Raw genomic sequence first — 21,846 nt, forward strand, 5'->3', positions numbered from 1 at the left:
TCCTCAAAGATGATGAGTTAATACGTAGATTGTTAGGATTGCCATTGGAGTATTTCTTGACTAAAGTTAATCATAAGAATTACACTCGTCTTTAGCTATTTGGTACAATCAATAAGTATGAAGATAGGGAGTTGAAAGACAAGGAAGTGTCATCAGTGATGATGGACTGGATAAGCATATCTTTACGTATGATGACTTTGGAAAAAGTCTAGAGAATATCAATGACAGCTATGCCTATAGAGGAGAGAATACGGAGTACAACTACCAGTATCTTAGAGCAAGATACTATGAGACAGCAAATGGACGCTTCCTGTCAAGAGATAACTATCTGGGAGAGAGAAATGCAAGTGAATACAATCAGTATATCTATGCATTGAACAATCCATCTATGTATAAGGATCCCAGTGGACATTCGTGGCTGGGCGATTTATGGGATGGAATACAAAAAGTAGTGTCGGATATATATAATGGGGCAAAGAAGGCTATCAGTACAATCTATAATGGAGCTAAAACTGTTACAAAGGCGATTGTCAATACAGTTAAGAAGGCAGCAGACTTTGTAAACAAGAAAATCATTCAGCAGGCAGTCAAAGTCGTAAAGAATGTTGTCAATTCAATTATCAGTAGATCAAGCAACACTATAAGGAAAGTCGCAGATAAGGTTGATCAAGAAAAGAAAAAACAAGAATCTGCAAAAAAGAAGGCAGCAGAGCAGAAGAAACAGAAAGAGTCATTTGTTGAATATGCCAAAAATCATGGAATAGATGAAGCATATAGAAAGTATAACAGTATGGATAAGAGTCTTTTGAATGAAGCAGTCAAAGCTTATTGTGACACAATGGATCTTGATTATATATCAATCAATTATTCACTAAAAAGAATAATAAGATCAGAAGACTCAGAAATTGTACTGGTAGGAAAATATAAAATCATATGCGAAACCATAAAACATGCTGGAAATGTGAATGAATCTGCTGTACAATCAAGCGTAGGATATAGTTGTGCAAGTACTATCCATAAGACGTATATATCAAAGGCAATAGAACTATTAAATTATGTGAGAACACAGGCCTGTAACTTTCCAGGTGTAAGAGTGAATACTGCATCAAAGATTAATACTATTTATAATTATTCATATGGAACCAAACAGTTAACAGAGCAGTATGTAACAAATATGAATGAGCATAGTAGAGATATGATGGAGTACATCTGGTCTCATCCAAGGGAATATAAGCCAGTCAAGATATGGAGAGATACAGGGACATACAGTGGAGGCAGATGGGAAGATGCAGTCTATCATGTCGGAAGCAAGCAGTATCATGCATATGGAAACTGGCTATACACAACATTTGTGCCATGGGGAGCAGAGATACAGGAGCATGCAGAGTTACTTGAATTTCTAGCCACAATAGCAGGAGCAGCAAATCAGTCATACAATCCATATACAGGAGCAGGCACGGTAACAGGGAAAGATAGTATAAAAGGACCTAGTAGTACAAATGGTGGTGAAAGTACAAATCATGCAAATAGCAGCATAGGTAATTCATCAGTAGGAGATATAGGGAATACAACAAGTTCAGGGGGACATGGAAGTACAGGAAACAGTACATCAAAAGGATATGCTTCATCAGGAAATACAAGTCCAGGCTATGCACCTCCCTCTTCATCTAATAGTGGCTATCAGGGAGCTGGTGAATCTCTTAATAAAAATATTCGAGTTGAAGATTTGAAATTGTCAGAAACGGTAAAAAATCATTTAAATGATACTGTAAGTAAAAATAAAGTTCAGATTATTGGAAAAGATGGAGAATATATAACTATTCAAGAGGCAGGAGATTTAACAAGACCATACATCAATTCTAATCAAACAATACAAAGTATTATTGATGGAGGAACACCAGTTAAAGATACAATATTAAATAATGGTCTTAAATGGAATGTTCCTGGAACATTTAGAGGAATTACTGGCACTTGGGAGTTAGTAGTTGATATGGACAGTAATACAATAGTACATTTCTTATTCAATGGGAGGTAAAAAATGAAAATTACATATAAATATTCTAATGAAATAAATGAAGGACAAGTAATTTACAGGAAAAATGAAAATTCTTTTGATTTTATTTCAAATAAAAGAGGGGATGTTTCTATACTTATTGGTTATTTACAATTAAGTATAGATTCACTAACTAATCAACTAGTTAGTGTATGGGGATTACATCCATTCTGTAATTGGATAGATGAAAAATTGTCAGTTCCTCAAACAATCAACGGAATTGTAGAATTGGAAAATGATTATGATTCAGGTATCTCATATAGGGAAAAAGAATTTAATGAATGGAAAACATACTACGATAATAAAAATGGATGGGTATGTATTGGTGATAAAAATGTTAAAGGTGTATCCATTATGTTTGCATCAGATATTTTTGTAGTTATAGATAATAATAACTTAAAATCTTTATGGATTAAGCCAAACTTTCAATAGTTGAATTATTTAGATCGATTTATAGAAAATTTAATCAAGCTACGACTAGCGAACAAAGTGTAAGCATGGGAAATGGCTTGGATTGGAGTGTTAGCGACAATCTTTATATGGCGCATTACTAGCACCACCCTACACAATACAGACCAAAGAGCAGAAAACAGGCTCTACATAATGCTTTGCAGCCGATTTATGGCCGCAAAGTTTTTTGTTGTAGAAATAGTTAAAATAACAAAATGTAAGAGATTTTCTTGAAAATGCGATAAATTAGCTCCTGATGACGAGATATATAGTGAGGGAGATAAAAAGTTTTGTAAATTTTGCCAAATTCATATGTACATTTGTACTAATAATAGAAACAGGAAAAAGTTTCTGATGATATGTAGCAAATGGAATCGCTATGAGTAAATAAGGTTGAAAAAACAGGGAGGATACATCTATATGTTGAAAAGAGAGTTGAGCATTAAGATTGATTATCTAAGCATGATCTTTGAAAACATGAAAGCGGAGGTACTGATACGCAGGGTATTAGGATTGCTATTAGAATACTACCTAATACAGAAAGCTAAAGTTAAACATAAAGATTATACACGTCTATATCAGTTTGGTACAATCAAGGTGTATGGAGATAGGCAATTAAATGATGGTACAAATAAAGTTGAATGCCATTTGGTCTTGAGTGTACAAGGATATGATTATTATAGTTTGTTACAGACTACAAAAGCACCTATAGTGATTTCTTTGATACTTGTATACAAATAGTGGGTAAAGACCGATTTCATCTTACAAGGCTTGATATAGCGATTGATGATAAGAATGAAATACCGTATTTCACTGTTGAACAGATAAAGCGAAAATGATTCAAAAACGAATTTATATCAAAGAGGAAAACTATTAATAGTTAATAATTAAAGAAGATGTGAAACTCAAGAATATTATAATTCCAGAATGGTGTATCTATAGAATATATATTAAAAATTAAGAACGAGGAGAGATTTGAACTATATCTTCTATCTTTGTTTTTCAATATAAGCGCGAATTTATTCCGAATTATCTTTCCATATATCTCTTTTTAGTGTTTTGTTACTGCCAACAAGATTGAGAACATATATAAAGTTATTCTTATGATCAAAGAAAATTTATATATGAATAAGTTTGAGTTTTAAGAAATCAATTAAATTCGCAATTTTACAAAATACCTTTAATATAATTAGAAATACTTTGCCTTTTTATACTCTATCCTATATAATAACATTGGTTTTAAGGGGGATACTATGTTTAGCGATATTGATGTATTATGTAAATTGGGACATATTAAATATAATATAATGAAAACTGATCCATTACGTTTCTTTGTGAGATCATTTATGGCAGGTGCTTATTTAGGTGTTGCAGCAATCTTATCTTATACTTTAGGTGCTTTACTTAATGATCATACAGTTGTTGGGAAGATTGCTGTTGCAGGGACATTTGGAATTGGTTTGGTAGCAATTGTTTATTTAGGTGCAGAACTTTTTACTGGAAATTGTTTTGTGAGCATTATGCCAGTTTTAAAAGGAGAATTAAAGTTTCATCAGATTCTTCCAATGTGGATTGTCTGCTATATTGGGAATATGGTAGGAATTGCTTTGGTTTGTTTCTTATATATCAAAAGTGGAGCACAGGAAGCAATCATGATTCCTTATTTACAAGGGGTTATGGAATCTAAACTTCAGTTTGATGTTATGGAATTATTGATTAAAGGGATCTTATGTAATTTTATAGTCTGTATTGCAGCTTATTCAGGTGTTAAAATCAAAGATGAAACAGCACGTTTAATTGTGATTATGGTGTTTGTCATGGCATTTGTATTACCAGGTTTTGAACACTGTATTGCTAATGGTGGAATTTTTACAATGGGACTAACTCAATTAGGAAATACAGTGAATTGGTTAACATTACCATTACATATGTTATTATCGACCTTAGGGAATATATTAGGTGGAAGTGTTTTATTGGCTGTTCCTATATATATCATGTTTAAAGCACCTCAGTCAGAAATAAAAAAATAAGAAAAGTTCTTACATATAATTTAAAAATATGATAATATACTTTATGTTACAAAAAAAATATGATATTGGTATAATTGGAAACGGTACATGTGTGTCACATGGTTATGAACAACACACATGTTTTTTTGTGCCTAAAATAAAGGAGGGTACAATATGCCTAAGACAAAATTACAGAATTTTATATTTACATCGATGATGGCTTTTTTAATGGTTTATGCCATGATTTGCTATAATATCGCAATTGCTACAGGAGGGATGACAAATCAAGTCTTCATAATGGCTTTTCAGGAAATGATTGTGATGTGGCCAATAGCTATTATTTTAGAATTATTTGTTGTAGAGAAAATTGCACAGAGTTTAACGTTTAGATTGGTTGATTCACAAGCAGATCATTTATTCCATATAACAATTATACTTTGTTCAATGATTGTCTGTCTCATGTGTCCTATGATGAGTTTTATAGCCACATTTTTATTTAAGAATGCTGGAATACATTTCATAGCAGTGTGGCTACAAACAACAGTCATAAATTTTCCTATGGCATTAGGATGGCAAATCTTTTTTGCTGGTCCGTTAATTAGAAAAATCTTTAGACAAATCTTTGTAAATGAATAAAAATAAAAGTCTAATGTGAACAAAAAAACAAATTGTTCAAGTTTGATGAATAGATGATTTTTATTGATAAATACAAGATAAAATAACCAGTTAGAATGAATTAGTTAAAATTATTGAATAAAGTTTGAATTTGTGAAAAGTTGCGCATGATTCAATCTTTTTTCAAATAAACTATTTTTCTTGAAATGTCAAAAAAATAGGAGTAAACTAGGTGAGGAACTAAAAGATAAAGTGAGGAGGGATTATTTTGGACAAGATTATTCAGGATATTGTTGCAGTCGATTTAGAGTGCTCTACAAAGGTTGAAGAAGCTAAGAAAAAGAAATTAGATGTTCAATCCAATATGAGTGCAAAGAAAAAAGAAATCTATGACTCTTTTGTCAAAGAATATCAGGTAAAAGTTGATGCTCATAAAAAAGAGTTAGAGGCACAAATTCAAGAAACTAAGGTCAAAAATGAACAAGAGTACACAGAATCACTGAGTCAACTCTCAAGTCTTTACGAGCAGAACAAAGAGAAATGGGTTTCTACGCTTGTTAATCGTTGTAAAGAAATTTAGAGAAGAGGTGATCGTATGAGTTCTTTTTCATCAAATGCCATTCTTGCAAAAGCAAGGTCTATGTATTCACATAGATTAACTGAGCAAAATTATGAAGAACTACTAAAAAGAAGAAGTATTAATGATTTAGTCGCTTATCTAAAAAGTGAAACTGCTTATAGTGATATCTTATCTGATATAAAAGAAATCAATATTCATCGTGGGCAGTTAGAAAATTTATTAAATAAAGAAATATTTTTAAGGTTAAACCGATTAATGAGATATGCTTCTAAAAAGGAATTAGAATTCTATCGATTAGGTGTAACTGAATTAGAAATTCAATTAATTTTGACAAAAGCAAGATTAATTGTCTCTGATTACTACACAGGATATGAAATTGAAGTTCCTGATTATTTGAATAAGTATGCAAGTTTTGATTTGTATGGATTATTAGCGGTGAATGATTATGATAGTTTGTTGGTGCTCTTAAGAGGAACAAAGTATTATGATGCATTCTTAAAATATAAACCAGATGATGATAAACCATTGGATTCTAACTTATTAGAATTAGAATTAAAACATATTTATTATAAAGAGTATGTTGATACAGTCAATAAATTATTTAAAGGAAAAAAACGTAAAGATTTATTAACAATGATCAATACCTCTATAGAGTTACAGAATATTACAAAAATATATCGTTTAAAGAAATATTTCAATGCAACTCCAGAACAAATCAAAGAAACTCTTTTCTTAGAATATAGTCGTATTCCAAGAAGTGTTATGAGTGAATTGATTGAAACAAAAGATGCAAGTGAATTCTTAAAAAAACTTGCTGAATCACCGTATAAATTATTTGTAGATGATAATGAATTTGTTTACATTGAATATTATACAGAGAAGATTAATTATCATTTGGCTAAACGTTTTATGCGTTTTTCAACTGATAGTGCATTGGTTTATATGACGTATAAGATTGTATATCAAGTAGAAATAGATAATCTTAAGCATATAATTGAAGGTTTAAGATATGGAGAGACACCGAGTCAAATTGAATCGATGTTAATCTACTAGGGGGATTTATTTATGGCTATAGAAGAAATGGTATTGTTAAATATGACTTTTGATCGTCATGAACTTGACGAAGTCTTATTTAAATTAAAAGGTTCACAGTACTTTTATCCTCAATCTGCTTCAAAGATTGTTAATAACGTCAAAGGTGTACATGCATTACAAGAAGACAATGTTTATACTCAGTTATTAGATCGTTTGATTCAGATTGCATCTGATATAAAGTTGGATTTAAATCGTGATTTAGCTCCAGGACATACATTAGATTATCAAGTTAAATCTGATTACTTAACTGGTCTGGAAGAAGAAATCAAAAAAATTAAGGATGTTCAAGATCAATTGATACAAGAAAAAGATGAAAATGAGAAAACATTAGAAATGTTAAATCGTTTGAGTTTGTCTGAAGTCAATCTAGATCAATTATTAGAATGTCAATATGTACAAGCAAGATTTGGTCGTTTTAAAAGACAAAATCTTGATAAGATTAAGTACTATGAGGGTCGACCATTTATATTTAATAAACTTGGAGAAGATCATCATTATGTTTGGTGCTGTTATATAGTAACAAATAACTTACAGTTGGAGGTTGACAACATCTTCCAAGCGTTAGGGTTTGAAGAAATTAAAATTCCTTCATTTGTGCATGGGAAATTAGAGGATGCAAAAAAGGAATTAAAAGATGAAATTGATGCAATGCAGGAATATATCTTGCGTATGGATCAAAAGATGACAATTTTAAGAGAAACACATAAAGTTGATTTGTTGAAGTTATATTCAACAGCTTCGTTCTTACAAAGAATAGAAGAATATAAAATTTTTGTGGTTGATTATCAAAGTAAATGTGCAATTTATGGATTTATTCCAACACGTATTCTTGATGAATTTAAAAATCAGATGAAAGATATTGAGAGTATGGAATATCAAAAATTACCTGCTGATATTTTAGATCATCAACAAGTTGTTGCACCAACAGTTGTGCATAATGCAAAAATTGTCAAACCATTTGAGGCAGTAAGTAAAGTGAAACAATCTGATAAGATTGATACAACAATTGCATTTGCAGTTCTTTACTATGCAGTCTTTATTATCTTTTTGGGGGATTTAGGAGTTGGAGCAATCTTAGCATTGCTTGGACTTTTGATGAGAAAGAAGAAAATGGGGTCATTACTTCTTTCATTAGGTATAGCATCAATGCTAGGCGGATTGATTTATGGAGATCTCTTCTATACAATGAATCTTTACCCAGCAATAGCATTACCACTGTCAACAGTGTTTAAACTTGTTGATGGAATAGTTCTTTTAATTGCAGGAACGTTTACAATTAATGCATTTAAAAAAATGTATTTAGAAAATTCTACAATTGAAAGAGTTCTCTCAATGAAGGGAATTTGTGGTTTGATTGTTGTATATGCATTGCTTGTTTATTTGGGATGTGTTTATGAAGCTCATATAAACTGGCCTGTTACACCAGTCGCTATTGTTGTCGTTGCTTGCCTTGTCTTGGTTTTTGCTAAATCAATCATCAAGAAGAAATCAACAAAGTAGAGGAAGGAGAAACATATGGCAATAGCAAAGTTGAAGCTATTAGAAATCGAATTTCCTGCCGAGCAATATGATTCGGTTTTAATGAAATTGATTAATTTGGATGGATTTCATCCTGAATATGCTTCGAAATTTGCTGATTCTGTGCAAGGATTATCGGTTTTAAATAGGGAAAACCCGTATGCTGATTTAATCGCGCGTATGGAAGAAGCGAGAGATGGATATCATTTAGATTTAAAATGTCAAGATGTTGACAATACAAGAATTAATATTATACAAGCAGATACATTTTTCTGTAATGTATTAGAACAAGTGACGAAGATTGAGAAAGTTAAAGAAGATCTTCAACAGATGATTGAAGAGAATGAGGGGACAATTTCTCAATTAGAGCATATGATTAATGCAGAAGTAGATTTTGATACTTTATTTAGCTGTCATTATTTACAAGTGAGATTTGGGCGTATTCCAACTGTTAACTTAGATAAACTTCAATACTATGGAGCACAAGAGTTTTTGTTTAAGACTTTCCACAAAGGAACAAAAGAAACTTATTGTATGTATATGACAACAGAAACAAAAGCACCAGAGATTGATAATATCTTCTCATCTTTATACTTTGAAAGAATTCATATTCCTGAGTTTGTTCATGGAACACCTGAAGAAGCTTTAAGAGTCTTAAAAGAAGAAGATGAAACAGCTAAGAATTATTTAGTTGTTTTAGATGGAAGAATTAAAGATTTATTTCAACAAAGTATTGATGAAATGAATCAAATTTATTCTGTTTCTAAGAAATTAAATGAAACATATGATGCTCAAAAATATGTCGTTGTCTTTGGTAAAAATGCAGCTGTTTATGGTTTTGCAGAAGACAAAGATGCTGAAAAAATAAAAAATGAATTTGAAACAATTGAAGATGTACATGTTGAAATCAAGCCAGCAATGGGAGATTCACGTTTGACACCACCTACAAAATTAAAGAACAACTGGTTCTCAAGACCATTTAGAATGTTTGTAGAAATGTATGGTGTTCCATCTTATACAGACTTTGACCCAACAAATTTAGTTGCTATCAGTTATACATTCTTATTTGGAATGATGTTTGGTGACATTGGTCAAGGAATTGTTTTATCGCTTATTGGATACTTCTTCTATAAATGGAAAGGTATGCAATTAGGGGCTGTAGGAATGCGTTTAGGTATTTCAAGTACTATATTTGGGTTTGTATTTGGTTCTATTTTTGGTAGTGAAGCATTATTTGAACATTTTATGGAACCAATGTTCTTACCAATGGAGTCTGAAAATACAATGACGCTATTGATGGCAGCCATTGCCACAGGAGTTATCTTAATTATTATTTCAATAGCTTTTAATATTATATTGAATTTAAAGAAAAAACATTGGGGAGATTTATTATTCTCTCAAAATGGTATTGCTGGACTTGTATTCTATGTTTCAGTCTTATTATTAGTTGCAAATATGTTAGTGGGATTAAATTTACCACTTGGTGGACCACTTTATATTGGACTTTTAATTGCAATGCCAGTCATTATGATTTTCTTAAAAGAACCATTATCTTACAAACTTGAAGGTGAAAAGATGTTCCCACATGGATTTGGAGCATTCTTTACAGAAGCATTCTTTGAATTGTTTGAAGTTATGTTAACATTTATTGCGAACACAATGTCGTTCTTACGTGTTGGTGGTTTCGTTTTATCACATGCTGGGATGATGATGGTTGTTTATACACTTGCTGAAATGGTTGCAGGTGGAACAGCAATTACATTGAGTTATTTATTGGTTGTTGTGATTGGGAATGCTTTCGTTATGTGTTTGGAAGGTATGATTGTGGGTATCCAAGTTTTACGTCTTGAATTCTACGAAATGTTCTCACGTTATTATGAAGGAAAAGGGAAACCTTTTATCTCTATTAAAGAAAGATAAAATTATATTTGGAGGAAATTTATTATGTCTATTTTAATGTTTATTTTACCATTAGTTGCAGTTGTTTTATTATCATTACCATTAGTTAAAATGTTTACTTCTAAAGTAAGCAAAGAAAGTGCGAAATGGCGTTTATTAACTCATGTTGGTGGGTTCTTCGGAGCTGTTGCTTTAACTTTATGTTTATCAATGAGTTCAGCATTCGCTGCTGATGCAGGTATGACTGGGACTTTGGCTCAAGGTTTAGGATTTATCGCTGCTGCATTAGCAACTGGATGTTCTGCATTAGGTGCTGGTATTGCCGTAGCTGCTGCTGCACCTGCAGCAATTGGAGCATTCTCTGAAAATGACAATAACTTCGGTAAAGCATTGATCTTCGTTGCCTTAGGTGAAGGGGTTGCTATTTACGGGTTATTAATTTCTATCTTAATTATCAACGCTTTATAATTTGGAAAAGAAAGGTCTGATTATATGAAGTTTTTCTTAATCAGCGATAATATTGATACATTGATGGGACTAAGACTTGTTGGAATTGAAGGTGTTGTTGTTCACAGCAGAAAAGATTTTCTGAGTGTTCTTCAAAGTAAAATGAAGGATGAAACAATTGCAATTATTTTGGTCACAACAAAGTTAGTCGATATGTGTCCAGATATTATATCTGAAATTAAATTAAAACAACAGAAGCCATTAATTACTGAAATACCTGACCGTCATGGAAACTCTAAAATCGGAGAAACAATTGATGGTTATGTATCAGAAGCAATTGGTGTAAAATTATAGGAGAATGTGATTATGCAAAATATTGATCAAGTATTTCTCTATATGAAAGATGAAATTGAAAGACAAGCTAAGAATGAAGAAAAATCTATTCTTGATGAAGTGAAAGCTCTTGAAGATGAAGCTTATGAATCTATGCGTGCTGAAGCAAAAAGAGATGCAGATTTAAAACTGAAACAAGAAGAAGAAGAAATGAGTTCTAATGCTTCGGCTGAAATTTCTGAAAGTCATATTGAAAGAACTAAAAAATTAATTGAAAAAAGAGATGAATATGTTAAAACTATTTTTGCAAAAGCAAGAGAAGAATTAGTTGCTTTTACTCAAAGTAAAGAATATGCATCTTTTATGGAAGAAAAGATTAAGAAAGTTGCTGCTGATTTTGTAGGAACAAACTCAATTATGTTTGTTGCTTCAAAAGATTTATCAATGGAGAAAGCTTTAGTAAAAGCTTTTGGATCTGATATTAAAGTAGAAGCAAGTGAAGATATTACTATTGGTGGATTTATTATTGAAAACAAAGAATCTTCTTTGGTTGTTGATGAAACTTTAGATTTTGCTTTGGCAAATCAAAAGGAATGGTTCAATAAAAATTCTGGATTAATCATTAAATAAGAACAAGGGGGATTTGAAAGTGAATGAAAATGTAATCTATTCAATCAATGGTCCCGTTGTTACAGTAAAAGATACTGATGCCTTTTCTATGTTAGAAATGGTCTATGTTGGAAATGCAAGATTGATTGGTGAAGTTATCTCAATCAAAAAAGAATTTACAACAATCCAAGTCTATGAAACGACAACAGGATTGAAACCAGGTGAACCTGTTTATCCAACAGGTCAACCTATTTCTGTAACTCTTGGGCCTGGTATTTTAAGAAATATTTTCGATGGGATTGAAAGACCCCTAGAAGAAATAGCAAAAGAATCTGGATCATTTATTCCTACAGGAAGTCATGTTGACCCACTTGATAAGAATAAATTATGGGATGTCACTGTGGTTGCTAAAGTTGGTGATCAAGTTCAAGGTGGAGATGTGTATGCAACTATTCCTGAAACAGATTTAATTATGCATAAATGTATGGTTTCGCCATATACAAAAGGTAAAGTTATTGAAGTTGCACCAAGTGGTCAATATAAAATTGATGATGTTGTGATGAAGATTGAAGATGAAGAAGGAAAGATTATTGAATGTACATTGACTCAAAAATGGCCAATCAAACAATCTAGACCAGTTGCCAAACGTCTTCCTATCTCAATGCCACTTATTACTGGACAACGTGTTATTGATACATTGTTCCCAATTGCTAAAGGTGGGACAGCAGCTATTCCTGGTGGATTTGGTACTGGAAAAACAATGACACAGCATCAGCTTGCTAAATGGTGTGATGCTGATATTATTGTTTATGTAGGTTGTGGAGAACGTGGAAATGAAATGACACAGGTTCTTGAAGAATTTAGAGAATTGATTGACCCTAAGTCAAATAAACCTTTAACAGACAGAACTGTCTTAATTGCAAACACTTCTAATATGCCAGTTGCAGCTCGTGAAGCTTCTATTTATACTGGAGTTACACTGGCTGAATATTACCGTGATATGGGTTACCATGTTGCGATTATGGCTGACTCAACTTCTCGTTGGGCAGAAGCATTACGTGAAATCTCTGGACGTTTGGAAGAAATGCCTGCTGAAGAAGGGTTCCCTGCATACTTGCCTTCACGTTTATCTCAATTCTATGAACGTGCTGGATATATGAACAATTTAAATGGAACAAAAGGTTCTGTTACAATTATCGGGGCAGTTTCTCCTCAGGGAGCTGACTTCTCTGAACCAGTTACTCAAAATACAAAACGTTTCGTTCGTACATTCTGGGCATTAGATAAAGCATTAGCTTATGCTCGTCACTATTTTGCAATTAACTGGAATCAAAGTTATAGTGAATATATTCCTGATTTGGAAAGATGGTTTAACAAAAATGTTGATCCTAAATTCTTAAGAGATCGTCAAGAATTATCTAGTATTCTTGCTGAAGAAACAAAATTAATGGAAATTGTTAAATTAATGGGATCTGATGTTTTACCTGATGATCAAAAATTAATTATTGAAGTTGCTAAATTAGTACGTGTTGGTTACTTACAACAAAATGCTTTCCATCCAGATGATACTTATGTACCATTAGAAAAACAATTAAAAATGATGGAAGTCATTCTTTATCTCTATAAACGTGGTAAAGAAGTTGTTAATGCTGGTAAACCAATTCGTTTGATTATGGAAACTGGTATCTTTGATAAAGTCATTAAAATGAAATATGATGTTCCAAATAATCATTTAGATTTATTTGATGATTATTATAAAGACATTGATGAAGCTGTTGCATCTATAGACTAAAGGAGGAATAAGTTATGAGTCTTCAATATGTAGGTTTGAATGAAATTAACGGTCCATTAGTCGTATTAGATCATGTCAAAGGTGCATCATACGACGAAATGGTTGAATTACAATGTAAAGATGGTTCAACACGTTTAGGACGTGTTGTTCAAATAGAAGGTGAAAGAGTTGTTGTTCAGGTTTTTGAAGGAACAAACTCACTTTCCCTTGCAAATACAAAAACAAGATTATTAGGTCATCCAATGGAATTACCTGTTTCTAGAGAAATTTTAGGTCGTGTTTTCTCTGGAGCTGGGAAACCTATTGATGGACTTGGAGAAATCTATGCTGAGAAATCAATGGATATTAATGGTTTACCATTAAATCCTGTGGCTCGTATTTATCCAAGAAACTATATTAATACAGGAATTTCATCTATTGACTGTTTAACAACCTTGATTCGTGGTCAAAAATTACCAATATTCTCTGGATCTGGGTTGCCACATAATCAATTAGCAGTACAAATTGTTAAACAAGCAAAAGTTGCTGATGATGAAGGAAAAGGATTTGGGGTTGTTTTCGCTGCTATGGGTGTAACTAATGACGTTGCTGAATACTTTAGACGTTCATTTGAAGAAGCAGGAGTTATGCAAAGAGTTGTTATGTTCTTGAACTTATCAAATGACCCAATCATTGAACGTATCTTAACACCAAGATGTGCATTAACAGCTGCTGAATATTTAGCATTTGAACATGATATGCATATCTTAGTCATCTATACTGATGTCACTTCTTATTGTGAAGCGTTACGTGAATTCTCTTCAAGTAAGGGAGAAATTCCAGGTCGTAAAGGATATCCAGGATATCTTTATTCAGATTTAGCTTCTTTATATGAAAGAGCAGGGATTGCAAATTCTGCAAAAGGTTCTGTCACACAGATTCCAATCTTGACAATGCCTAACAATGATATTACTCATCCTGTACCTGACTTAACTGGATATATTACAGAAGGGCAAATTACACTTGATTCTGAATTGAATGCAATGGGTATTTATCCACCAGTTAGCGTTCTTCCATCATTATCACGTTTAATGAAAGATGGTATTGGTGAAGGATTTACAAGAGCTGATCACTCATCAGTTTCTAACCAATTGTTTGCAGCATATGCTCATGTTCAAGATGTTAAGTCATTAACATCAGTTATTGGTGAAGATGAATTATCTGCAGTTGATAAGAAGTATATGGAATTTGGTCGTTTATTTGAACGCTATTTCATTAATCAAGGTTTCAATACCAATAGATCTATTGAGGAAACTCTTGATTTAGGTTGGTCACTATTATCAGTTCTTCCAAAGAACGAATTAGACCGTATTGATAATGCTGTATTAGAACAATTCTATGATCATGAAAAAGCTGTATCTCAATTTGGTCTTCAGGAAGATGGCTCAATTAGAGAATTACAACAGGCAGTAGATAATGGCTAATCAAGTCTTTCCAACAAAAGGGAATTTGATTGCTACCAAAAAGTCATTAGAACTAGCATATCTAGGATATGACTTGATGGATAAGAAAAGAAATGTTCTAATCAAAGAAATGATGAGTTTATTAGATGATGTCAAGATGATTAGAGATGATATCACTGAATCTTATGAAAAAGCATATTATGCTCTTCAAGAAGCCAATATGTCTTTAGGAATTATCAGTGATATTGTAGAAGCAGTCCCTATTGATGAAGGAATTAGTGTCACTTATCGAAGTGTTATGGGAGTTGAAATCCCTAAAGTTTCTTATGAAAAAACACCTCTTCGTCTAGGATATGGTTTTGAAAGAGCCAATTCTAAAGTGGATTATGCTTATAGATGTTTCTATCATGTTAAAGAATTAACTGTGAAATTAGCTGAAATTGAAAATGCTGTTTATCGTTTAGCAAATGCTATACGTAAAACTCAAAAAAGAGCGAATGCTCTTAAAAACATTTCAATTCCTGGATTTGAATCGACAGTTAAGTTTATTAGCGAAGCTTTAGATGAAAAAGATAGAGAAGAGTTCTCACGTCAAAAAGTCATTAAAACACAAAAGGATAAACAAGAAAGTTTAAAGAAACAAGGTTCTGCTTAGAATCTTGTTTTTTTCGTATAAAAAAGAAAAATGATCTTAAAAACTTGTATATAGAAATAGGAGGGTTATTTTATGACAAAAGAAGAATCAGAATTAGATTACATAGCTCTACACTTTTATAAAGAGATTCAATCACTGATGAGTAATAGTTAGACAAACAGTTTTATCAGACTGCTAACTTTACAATGGTAAAAACTGACTGGCAGATTGGTAAAATGATTGTAGAAAAGCAAGGTAGTAAAGAACGTGCTGAGTATGGCAAAGACCTGAAATTGGAAAAGTATTATAAAACTTTCTCATAGCAACTCAGTTTCGTTATCGAAATTTAGGACAAATACAGATGTATGTAAATGATTACAAAAGAGAGTTCATGAATGAAGGAGATAATTCTCCAATAGGAATCATCTTATGTTCAGGTAAGAATCAGTCAGTAGTGAAAACATATTTTTGCTTCAAGATATCAAATATGTTTACTAATAGCGGAGGAGCTACAGAATGAATTCAATAAGGATTATTAGGAATTATTGATTAAAAGATATAAAAATACCTTTTATCTTTTTTTCGAAATTACTTTCAAAAGCCGACTAAATTTAAGCGGTTACAAAGAAAAAGTGAAAGTAATTTCTAAATATCCTTAAATACTTGTGAATAATTAAAAATATCAGTAAATTGATATCAGAGGAGGAAAAAAGATGAAAGAAATTCAAAATAATCTGATTGTATCATGTCAAGCATTAGAGGATGAACCACTACATTCGTCTTACATTATGTCAAAGATGGCACTAGCTGCAAAGATGGGTGGAGCTAAGGGAATAAGGGCTAATAGTGTAGAAGATATTCGTGCTATTAAAAAAGAAGTTGATTTGCCTATTATTGGAATTATCAAAAAAGATTATGATGGAACAGATATTTACATTACTACAACTATGAAGGAAGTCGACGCTTTGGTAGAAGTGGGTGTGGATATCATTGCGATGGATGCAACAAAGCAACTCCGTTTAAATCAGCAAAGTTTAGATGAATTCTTTAAAGCAGTCAAAAACAAATATCCTCATCAGTTGTTTATGGCTGATTGTTCAACAGTTGCAGAAGCTAAACATGCTGATCAACTTGGATTTGATTTTATTGGAACAACACTTGTGGGGTATACACCACAAAGTTATGGTCATAAAATTGAAGCAGATGATTTTAAGATTATCAGAGATATTATTTCTTCAGTTCAACATCCAGTTATTGGAGAGGGAAATATTGATACTCCTTTAAAAGTGAAAAGAGTTTTAGAATTAGGTTGTTATAGTGTGGTTGTTGGGTCAATTATCACAAGGCCACAAGTCATTACAAAGAGATTTGTAGATGAAATAAAGAAGGAGAGGTAAAAAATATGATGGATAAAATTTCAAATTTATTATTACCAATTGCTGAAAAATTATCAAAGAATAGATATTTAGCAGCAATTAGAGATGGTTTTATTTCAATTATGCCATTAGTTATCACTGCATCACTGTTTACGCTTATAAACAGTGTATTTGTTGGTGAAGGGAATTATTTAGATAAATGGTTTGGGTTGCCATGTAGTGAGTTTGCACAATTAGGAAGTGTTATTGGTTCAGCATCAATGTCAGTGATGGCAATTTTATTAACATTTACGACTGCAAAAGCATTAGCAAAGAATTACAAAATGGATACATCAATTACAGGGGCAATGGCAGTTGTGAGTTTCTTATGTTTAACTCCTTTTGTAGCTGATGCAACAATTGGTGAATATGTGACAACTTATTATTTAGGGGCAGCAGGAATGTTTACAGCATTTCTATCAGCTTTATTATCAGTTGAAGTGCTTCGTTTCTTGATGAGTTTTAAAGCTTTAATTATTAAAATGCCTGAAAGTGTTCCAACAGGTATTGCAAGATCATTTAATTCAATTATTCCAGTTGCTTTAACAGTTATTATTTTTGCAATTGTAAGAATTGTAACTGATGCTATGGGAGCACCATTAAATGATTTGATTTTTACTTGGATACAAACACCATTTACGGCGATTGTTTCATCACCTATTGGATTAATTATTATCTATATATTATATATGTTATTATGGGGATTTGGAATACATTCAGCATATATTTTTAATCCAATTTTAGAACCTATTTATTTAGCAAGCTTAGCTTTAAATGTGAATGCGATAAATGCAGGAGAAGCAGCTACACAAATTATTACAAAACCATTCTTAGATTCAGTTGCATTTATGGGTGGTGCTGGTAATATGTTGGCACTTGTTATTGCAATCTTCCTTGTTTCAAAAAGAAACGATTATAAAGTTATAGGTAAACTTGGACTGGTTCCTGCACTATTTAATATTTCTGAACCATTAATGTTTGGACTACCAGTTGTTATGAATCCAATCCTTATTATTCCTATGATTGGAGCAACATTAGCAGGACTTGGTATTGGTGCACTTGCAACTCAAATTGGGATTATGGCACATACTTATGTTCTGATTCCATGGACAACACCACCAGTCATCAGTGCTTTTCTAGCAACTGGTGGAGATATTATGTCTGGAGTTGTTGGACTTGTTATTCTCATTGTTTCAGTTCTTATATACATCCCATTTGTAAAAGTTATGAATAAAGAAAGAGCTGAACAAGTTGAAGAATAAAGTTGTTGTCTTTGATTTAGATGGAACTTTACTCGACAGTCATAATGCAATTATTGGGGGGACTCAAACATTAGAATGTTTGAGTTCACTTCATGAACTGGGATGTACATTAGCTGTCTGTACGGGAAGACTAGACCATGATATTATTAAAGTAGATGAACGATATCATTTACATATGACTCATCGTATTTCTCAAAATGGTGCTGTTATTAATAGAGATGATCATTATCAAGCAACCTTATTAGATAAACAAGATGCTTTACAAATATATAAAGATATAAAAACAAAAGATATTCGTATTGAATTAAATACAGTATCTAATCGTTATTGGAAAACAGATAGAGATCCTGATTTCCCAAAAGAATTTTATGATTCACATATTATAAAAGATGATTTTGAAGAAATTATTCTTTGCCAGCCAACAGTTCTCTTTTTACTCATTGGAGATACAAAACAACTTGATGAGATAGAGACTTATGTGAACTCAACTTATCAAAATACAAAGGCAATAAAGACTTCACAAACATCTTTAGAAATATTACATCAATCAGCATCAAAAGGTCACGCTATTGAAATCTTGTATCCTCACTATGAGATTTATGCAATAGGTGATGCTCCTAATGATTTTTGTATGTTTCCTATCGCAAAGGAAGGCTATTTGGTTTCAGATATTGACTGTCAATATAAATGTCATAGAAAAACAAGTATTTTAGAAGCTTTACAAGATATTATAACAAAAGTTCAGGGATAAGGAGAGAACGATGGATGCAAAAACTTTGATTGATGATTTAAGAAAATTAGGTATTAAAGAAGACGATACAATTCTTGTGCATTCTTCTTACAATGCTTTAAAAGGTCACGATGTTATTGAAGGTGGACCTCAGGCAGTGATTGATGCATTAAAAGCAACAGTTCAAGAGGGCACTTTGATGTTGCCGACATTAAGTTATTTAGATGTCAATGTTGATCATCGTATTTTTGATGTGATGTCTACTCCTAGTTGTGTAGGAATATTACCTGAAATTTTTAGACAAAATCAAGATGTTTATCGCAGTATAAATCCAACACATAGCATTGGTGTATGGGGAAAAGATGCTAAGATAATAGCAAGCGCTCATCAAAGAGATTTTAGTCCTGTTGGACCTTCTTCACCTCTTCACGAGGTCAAAAGAAGAAAAGGGAAGATTATTATGCTAGGTTGTGGACTTTTATGTAATACATCTATGCATGGAGTTGAAGAAATGTGTGTGCCAAGTTATTTGTATCGAGGAAGTTTTGATTATAAAGTAATATGTCATGATAAAAGTGTCATAAATATGGATGTTCTTCGTCATGATTTTAAAGGTTATCAACAGCGATATGATCGTATACTTGATGTTTTAGATAATACGGATTATCAAGTTGGAAATGTTTTAGAAGCAAAATGCTATGTTTTGAATGCGCAAGCAGTTTGGGAAAAAGGATTGGCAATATTAAAGAAGGATCCATATTATTTTGTGGATAAAAAGGATGAGAAGAAATGAAAACATTATTAATACCATTAGATGAAAGACCTTGTAATAGAGTCTTTCCTGAAATGATTGGAAAGACAAATCAAGATATTGATTTATTGGTTCCAGACATGGATTTATTTGGACATAAAAAAGAACCAACAGATACAAAACAAATAAGTGATTTTTTACTAGAAAATAGTGAAGATTGTGATAATGTTGTTCTTTCTATAGATATGATTTTATATGGTGGTCTCATTCCTTCACGTATTCATCATCTTACACGTGAAGAAGCATTGAGCCGATTAAGTATTATTAAGAAATTAAAACAAATCAACCCAAAGATGAAGATTTATGCTTTCTTATGTATTATGAGAGCACCAAGTTATAATTCAAGTGAAGAAGAACCAGATTATTATGAAGAGTATGGATATGCATTATTCAAAAGAGCATATTTACTCGATTATAAAAAAAGACATAGTCTCACAGATGAAGAGGAAGCTGAACTTGAAGCTATTTGTATACCAGAGGATATTGTGAATGATTATGAGACCAGAAGAGATTTTAATACATCTATGAACTTAGAGGTTATTAAATATTTAGAAGAAGACTATATTGACTTTCTTGTTATTCCACAAGATGATTCATCACCTTATGGATACACTGCAATATCTCAAAAGACAATTGTTCAAAAGGTTAAAGAAAAAAATCTAGATACAAAAGTGATGATCTATCCAGGTGCAGATGAAGTTGCTATGTCCTTACTAGCAAGAGCTTATCATGAATATTATCATATTGAACCAAAGGTTTATCCATTCTATGCATCCATTCTAGGACCTACTCTTGTTCCTAAATATGAAGATAGACCTATGTATGAAAGTCTCAAGTCACATATTCGTGTCTGTAAAGCAGTTATTGTTGATAATGCTAATGATGCAGATTATTTACTCGCAATCAATTGTCCTGGGAAGATTATGCAAGAATCATTTGTAGATAATAATGAGCTTGATATTTCTTATACAAGTTACAGGAATTTATTAGATTTTGCATATCGTATACAAAGTTATGTGAAACTAGGTTATCAAGTTGCTTTGTGTGATAGTGCCTTCAGCAATGGAGGAGAACTACAGCTTATACGCTATTTAGATCAACTTGGGTGCTTAGATAAACTTATCAGTTATGCAGGATGGAATACAAATTGTAACTCATTAGGGACAACTCTCACTCAGATGTTTATTGGACAAAAGGATTTGATTTTTAATTTATGTTATAGAATAATAGAGGATGTTTTTTATCAAGCGATTGTTCGTAAAGATATGGTAGAGAATGACTTAGTAGAATTGGGTCTTTCTTATTATGATTTCAAGGATCAACAAGAGGTTGTAGAAAAAAGAATTATGGAAAAATTACAGACATATTATAACTCCCTTAAAATAAGTCATGTACATCCATGCCATATTCTAGAAATTGATATGCCTTGGAAAAGAATGTTTGAAATTGGAATGAAAATAGAGGTTCAACCATGAGAGAAACAATGAAATATAACCCTTGTTATTATCAATTAAGAGAAGGACAACTCCAAAGAATTCTTTCTATTATACAACAAACAAAAATAGCTTTAGAAGGAGGAGTCATTTTCTTTGGTGATTCTATTACAGAAATGTATAATATTGAACATTATTATCAAGATATTTCTATTAAATATAATTGTGGTGTTGGTGGTGCAACATCAAATGAACTTTTATGGATATGTGATGAAGCTGTTATTAAATATCAGCCAAAGGTTGTTGTTATGATGATAGGAATTAATGATCTAGGAAATACCGTTATGCTTTCTCCTAAAGAAATTGCGGTCAATATTAAAAATATTATTGACTTAATAAGAGGGAATTGTCCACAAACACAAATCTTATTACTCTCTACATTGCCTTGTGTAGAATCTTTAAGAAGTTATCATCAAGTTCCTGGTATCCGCTGTAATGATCTTGTTGAGATGATTTATCAACAATGTCAGGACATAATTATTGATCCAAAGACAAGATTTGTTTCTATATTTGAGGAGTTTATTGATGAAAATAAAGAAGCATTGATAGAGTATTATCAAGATGGACTTCATCTAAATGAATTGGGTTATGAGAAATTAACAAGATTAATTAAGCCTATCATTCAAGAATATATTTAAGGAAACGAAAGTTTCCTTTTT

22 protein-coding genes are annotated in these 21,846 nt (G+C 31.9%); all 22 read left to right on the top strand.

Features of this window, described 5'->3' with window-relative positions; all coding sequences use genetic code 11:
• Positions 1-178: 178 nt before the first annotated feature.
• The 22 genes from GQF29_RS18650 (at position 179) to GQF29_RS11235 (ending at position 21,825) form a co-directional block, all read left to right on the top strand.
• On the top strand, positions 179-2,035 hold the full coding sequence (locus GQF29_RS18650; protein ID WP_336603417.1) for an RHS repeat-associated core domain-containing protein: 1,857 nt from the start codon (positions 179-181) through the stop codon (positions 2,033-2,035).
• A 3-nt stretch (positions 2,036-2,038) separates the two neighbouring features.
• On the top strand, positions 2,039-2,485 hold the full coding sequence (locus tag GQF29_RS11130; RefSeq protein ID WP_008787404.1) for a hypothetical protein: 447 nt from the start codon (positions 2,039-2,041) through the stop codon (positions 2,483-2,485).
• A gap of 438 nt (positions 2,486-2,923) precedes the next feature.
• Positions 2,924-3,244 (top strand): hypothetical protein, encoded by a 321-nt coding sequence (locus GQF29_RS11135; protein ID WP_008787405.1) that lies wholly within the window; start codon positions 2,924-2,926, stop codon positions 3,242-3,244.
• A gap of 512 nt (positions 3,245-3,756) precedes the next feature.
• Positions 3,757-4,533 (top strand): formate/nitrite transporter family protein, encoded by a 777-nt coding sequence (locus GQF29_RS11140; protein WP_008787406.1) that lies wholly within the window; start codon positions 3,757-3,759, stop codon positions 4,531-4,533.
• Positions 4,534-4,686: 153 nt separating this feature from the next.
• Positions 4,687-5,148: a DUF2798 domain-containing protein gene (locus GQF29_RS11145; protein ID WP_008787407.1), complete on the top strand. Its 462-nt coding sequence runs from the start codon at positions 4,687-4,689 to the stop codon at positions 5,146-5,148.
• A gap of 247 nt (positions 5,149-5,395) precedes the next feature.
• A complete protein-coding gene (locus GQF29_RS11150) occupies positions 5,396-5,707 on the top strand; it encodes a hypothetical protein (RefSeq protein WP_008787408.1) in 312 nt (103 codons plus the stop codon).
• Between the two features lie 15 nt (positions 5,708-5,722).
• Positions 5,723-6,760 (top strand): V0D/AC39 family V-type ATPase subunit, encoded by a 1,038-nt coding sequence (locus GQF29_RS11155; RefSeq protein WP_017143915.1) that lies wholly within the window; start codon positions 5,723-5,725, stop codon positions 6,758-6,760.
• 12 nt (positions 6,761-6,772) lie between these two features.
• Positions 6,773-8,302 carry a V-type ATP synthase subunit I domain-containing protein gene (locus GQF29_RS11160; protein ID WP_008787411.1) on the top strand — a complete coding sequence of 510 codons (1,530 nt, stop codon included), beginning with the start codon at positions 6,773-6,775 and terminating at the stop codon, positions 8,300-8,302.
• Positions 8,303-8,317: 15 nt separating this feature from the next.
• The gene (locus tag GQF29_RS11165; protein WP_017143914.1) at positions 8,318-10,240 is read left to right on the top strand and encodes a V-type ATP synthase subunit I; all 1,923 of its coding nucleotides are present in this window, start codon (positions 8,318-8,320) and stop codon (positions 10,238-10,240) included.
• A 24-nt stretch (positions 10,241-10,264) separates the two neighbouring features.
• On the top strand, positions 10,265-10,687 hold the full coding sequence (locus tag GQF29_RS11170) for an ATP synthase subunit C (RefSeq protein WP_008787414.1): 423 nt from the start codon (positions 10,265-10,267) through the stop codon (positions 10,685-10,687).
• Between the two features lie 24 nt (positions 10,688-10,711).
• Positions 10,712-11,020 (top strand): V-type ATP synthase subunit F, encoded by a 309-nt coding sequence (locus GQF29_RS11175; RefSeq protein ID WP_008787415.1) that lies wholly within the window; start codon positions 10,712-10,714, stop codon positions 11,018-11,020.
• Between the two features lie 12 nt (positions 11,021-11,032).
• Entirely contained in the window at positions 11,033-11,629 is a 597-nt protein-coding gene (locus GQF29_RS11180; RefSeq protein ID WP_008787416.1) for a V-type ATP synthase subunit E, read from the top strand.
• A 19-nt stretch (positions 11,630-11,648) separates the two neighbouring features.
• A complete protein-coding gene (locus tag GQF29_RS11185) occupies positions 11,649-13,400 on the top strand; it encodes a V-type ATP synthase subunit A (RefSeq protein WP_008787417.1) in 1,752 nt (583 codons plus the stop codon).
• A 14-nt stretch (positions 13,401-13,414) separates the two neighbouring features.
• Entirely contained in the window at positions 13,415-14,863 is a 1,449-nt protein-coding gene (locus tag GQF29_RS11190; protein WP_008787418.1) for a V-type ATP synthase subunit B, read from the top strand.
• Positions 14,856-15,497: a V-type ATP synthase subunit D gene (locus GQF29_RS11195; protein WP_008787419.1), complete on the top strand. Its 642-nt coding sequence runs from the start codon at positions 14,856-14,858 to the stop codon at positions 15,495-15,497. Before GQF29_RS11190 ends, GQF29_RS11195 begins: the two co-directional genes overlap by 8 nt.
• Before the next feature lie 298 nt (positions 15,498-15,795).
• Positions 15,796-15,996, top strand: coding sequence for a PDDEXK nuclease domain-containing protein (locus GQF29_RS19050; RefSeq protein WP_373116016.1), 201 nt, complete (start codon positions 15,796-15,798; stop codon positions 15,994-15,996).
• A 193-nt stretch (positions 15,997-16,189) separates the two neighbouring features.
• On the top strand, positions 16,190-16,873 hold the full coding sequence (locus GQF29_RS11210) for an N-acetylmannosamine-6-phosphate 2-epimerase (RefSeq protein ID WP_008787421.1): 684 nt from the start codon (positions 16,190-16,192) through the stop codon (positions 16,871-16,873).
• A gap of 5 nt (positions 16,874-16,878) precedes the next feature.
• Positions 16,879-18,153: a PTS sugar transporter subunit IIC gene (locus tag GQF29_RS11215; protein WP_008787422.1), complete on the top strand. Its 1,275-nt coding sequence runs from the start codon at positions 16,879-16,881 to the stop codon at positions 18,151-18,153.
• On the top strand, positions 18,143-18,904 hold the full coding sequence (locus GQF29_RS11220; RefSeq protein WP_008787423.1) for an HAD-IIB family hydrolase: 762 nt from the start codon (positions 18,143-18,145) through the stop codon (positions 18,902-18,904). Before GQF29_RS11215 ends, GQF29_RS11220 begins: the two co-directional genes overlap by 11 nt.
• 10 nt (positions 18,905-18,914) lie before the next feature.
• Positions 18,915-19,676, top strand: a complete 762-nt coding sequence (locus tag GQF29_RS11225) for an AAC(3) family N-acetyltransferase (RefSeq protein WP_008787424.1) — start codon at positions 18,915-18,917, stop codon at positions 19,674-19,676.
• Entirely contained in the window at positions 19,673-21,169 is a 1,497-nt protein-coding gene (locus GQF29_RS11230) for a DUF4127 family protein (RefSeq protein WP_008787425.1), read from the top strand. The genes GQF29_RS11225 and GQF29_RS11230 overlap by 4 nt, the downstream gene beginning before the upstream one ends.
• A complete protein-coding gene (locus GQF29_RS11235; RefSeq protein WP_008787426.1) occupies positions 21,166-21,825 on the top strand; it encodes an SGNH/GDSL hydrolase family protein in 660 nt (219 codons plus the stop codon). The genes GQF29_RS11230 and GQF29_RS11235 overlap by 4 nt, the downstream gene beginning before the upstream one ends.
• The last annotated feature ends 21 nt before the right edge of the window (positions 21,826-21,846 follow it).

The sequence above is a fragment of the Coprobacillus cateniformis genome (genome assembly GCF_009767585.1).
GTDB lineage: Bacteria > Bacillota_I > Bacilli_A > Erysipelotrichales > Coprobacillaceae > Coprobacillus > Coprobacillus cateniformis.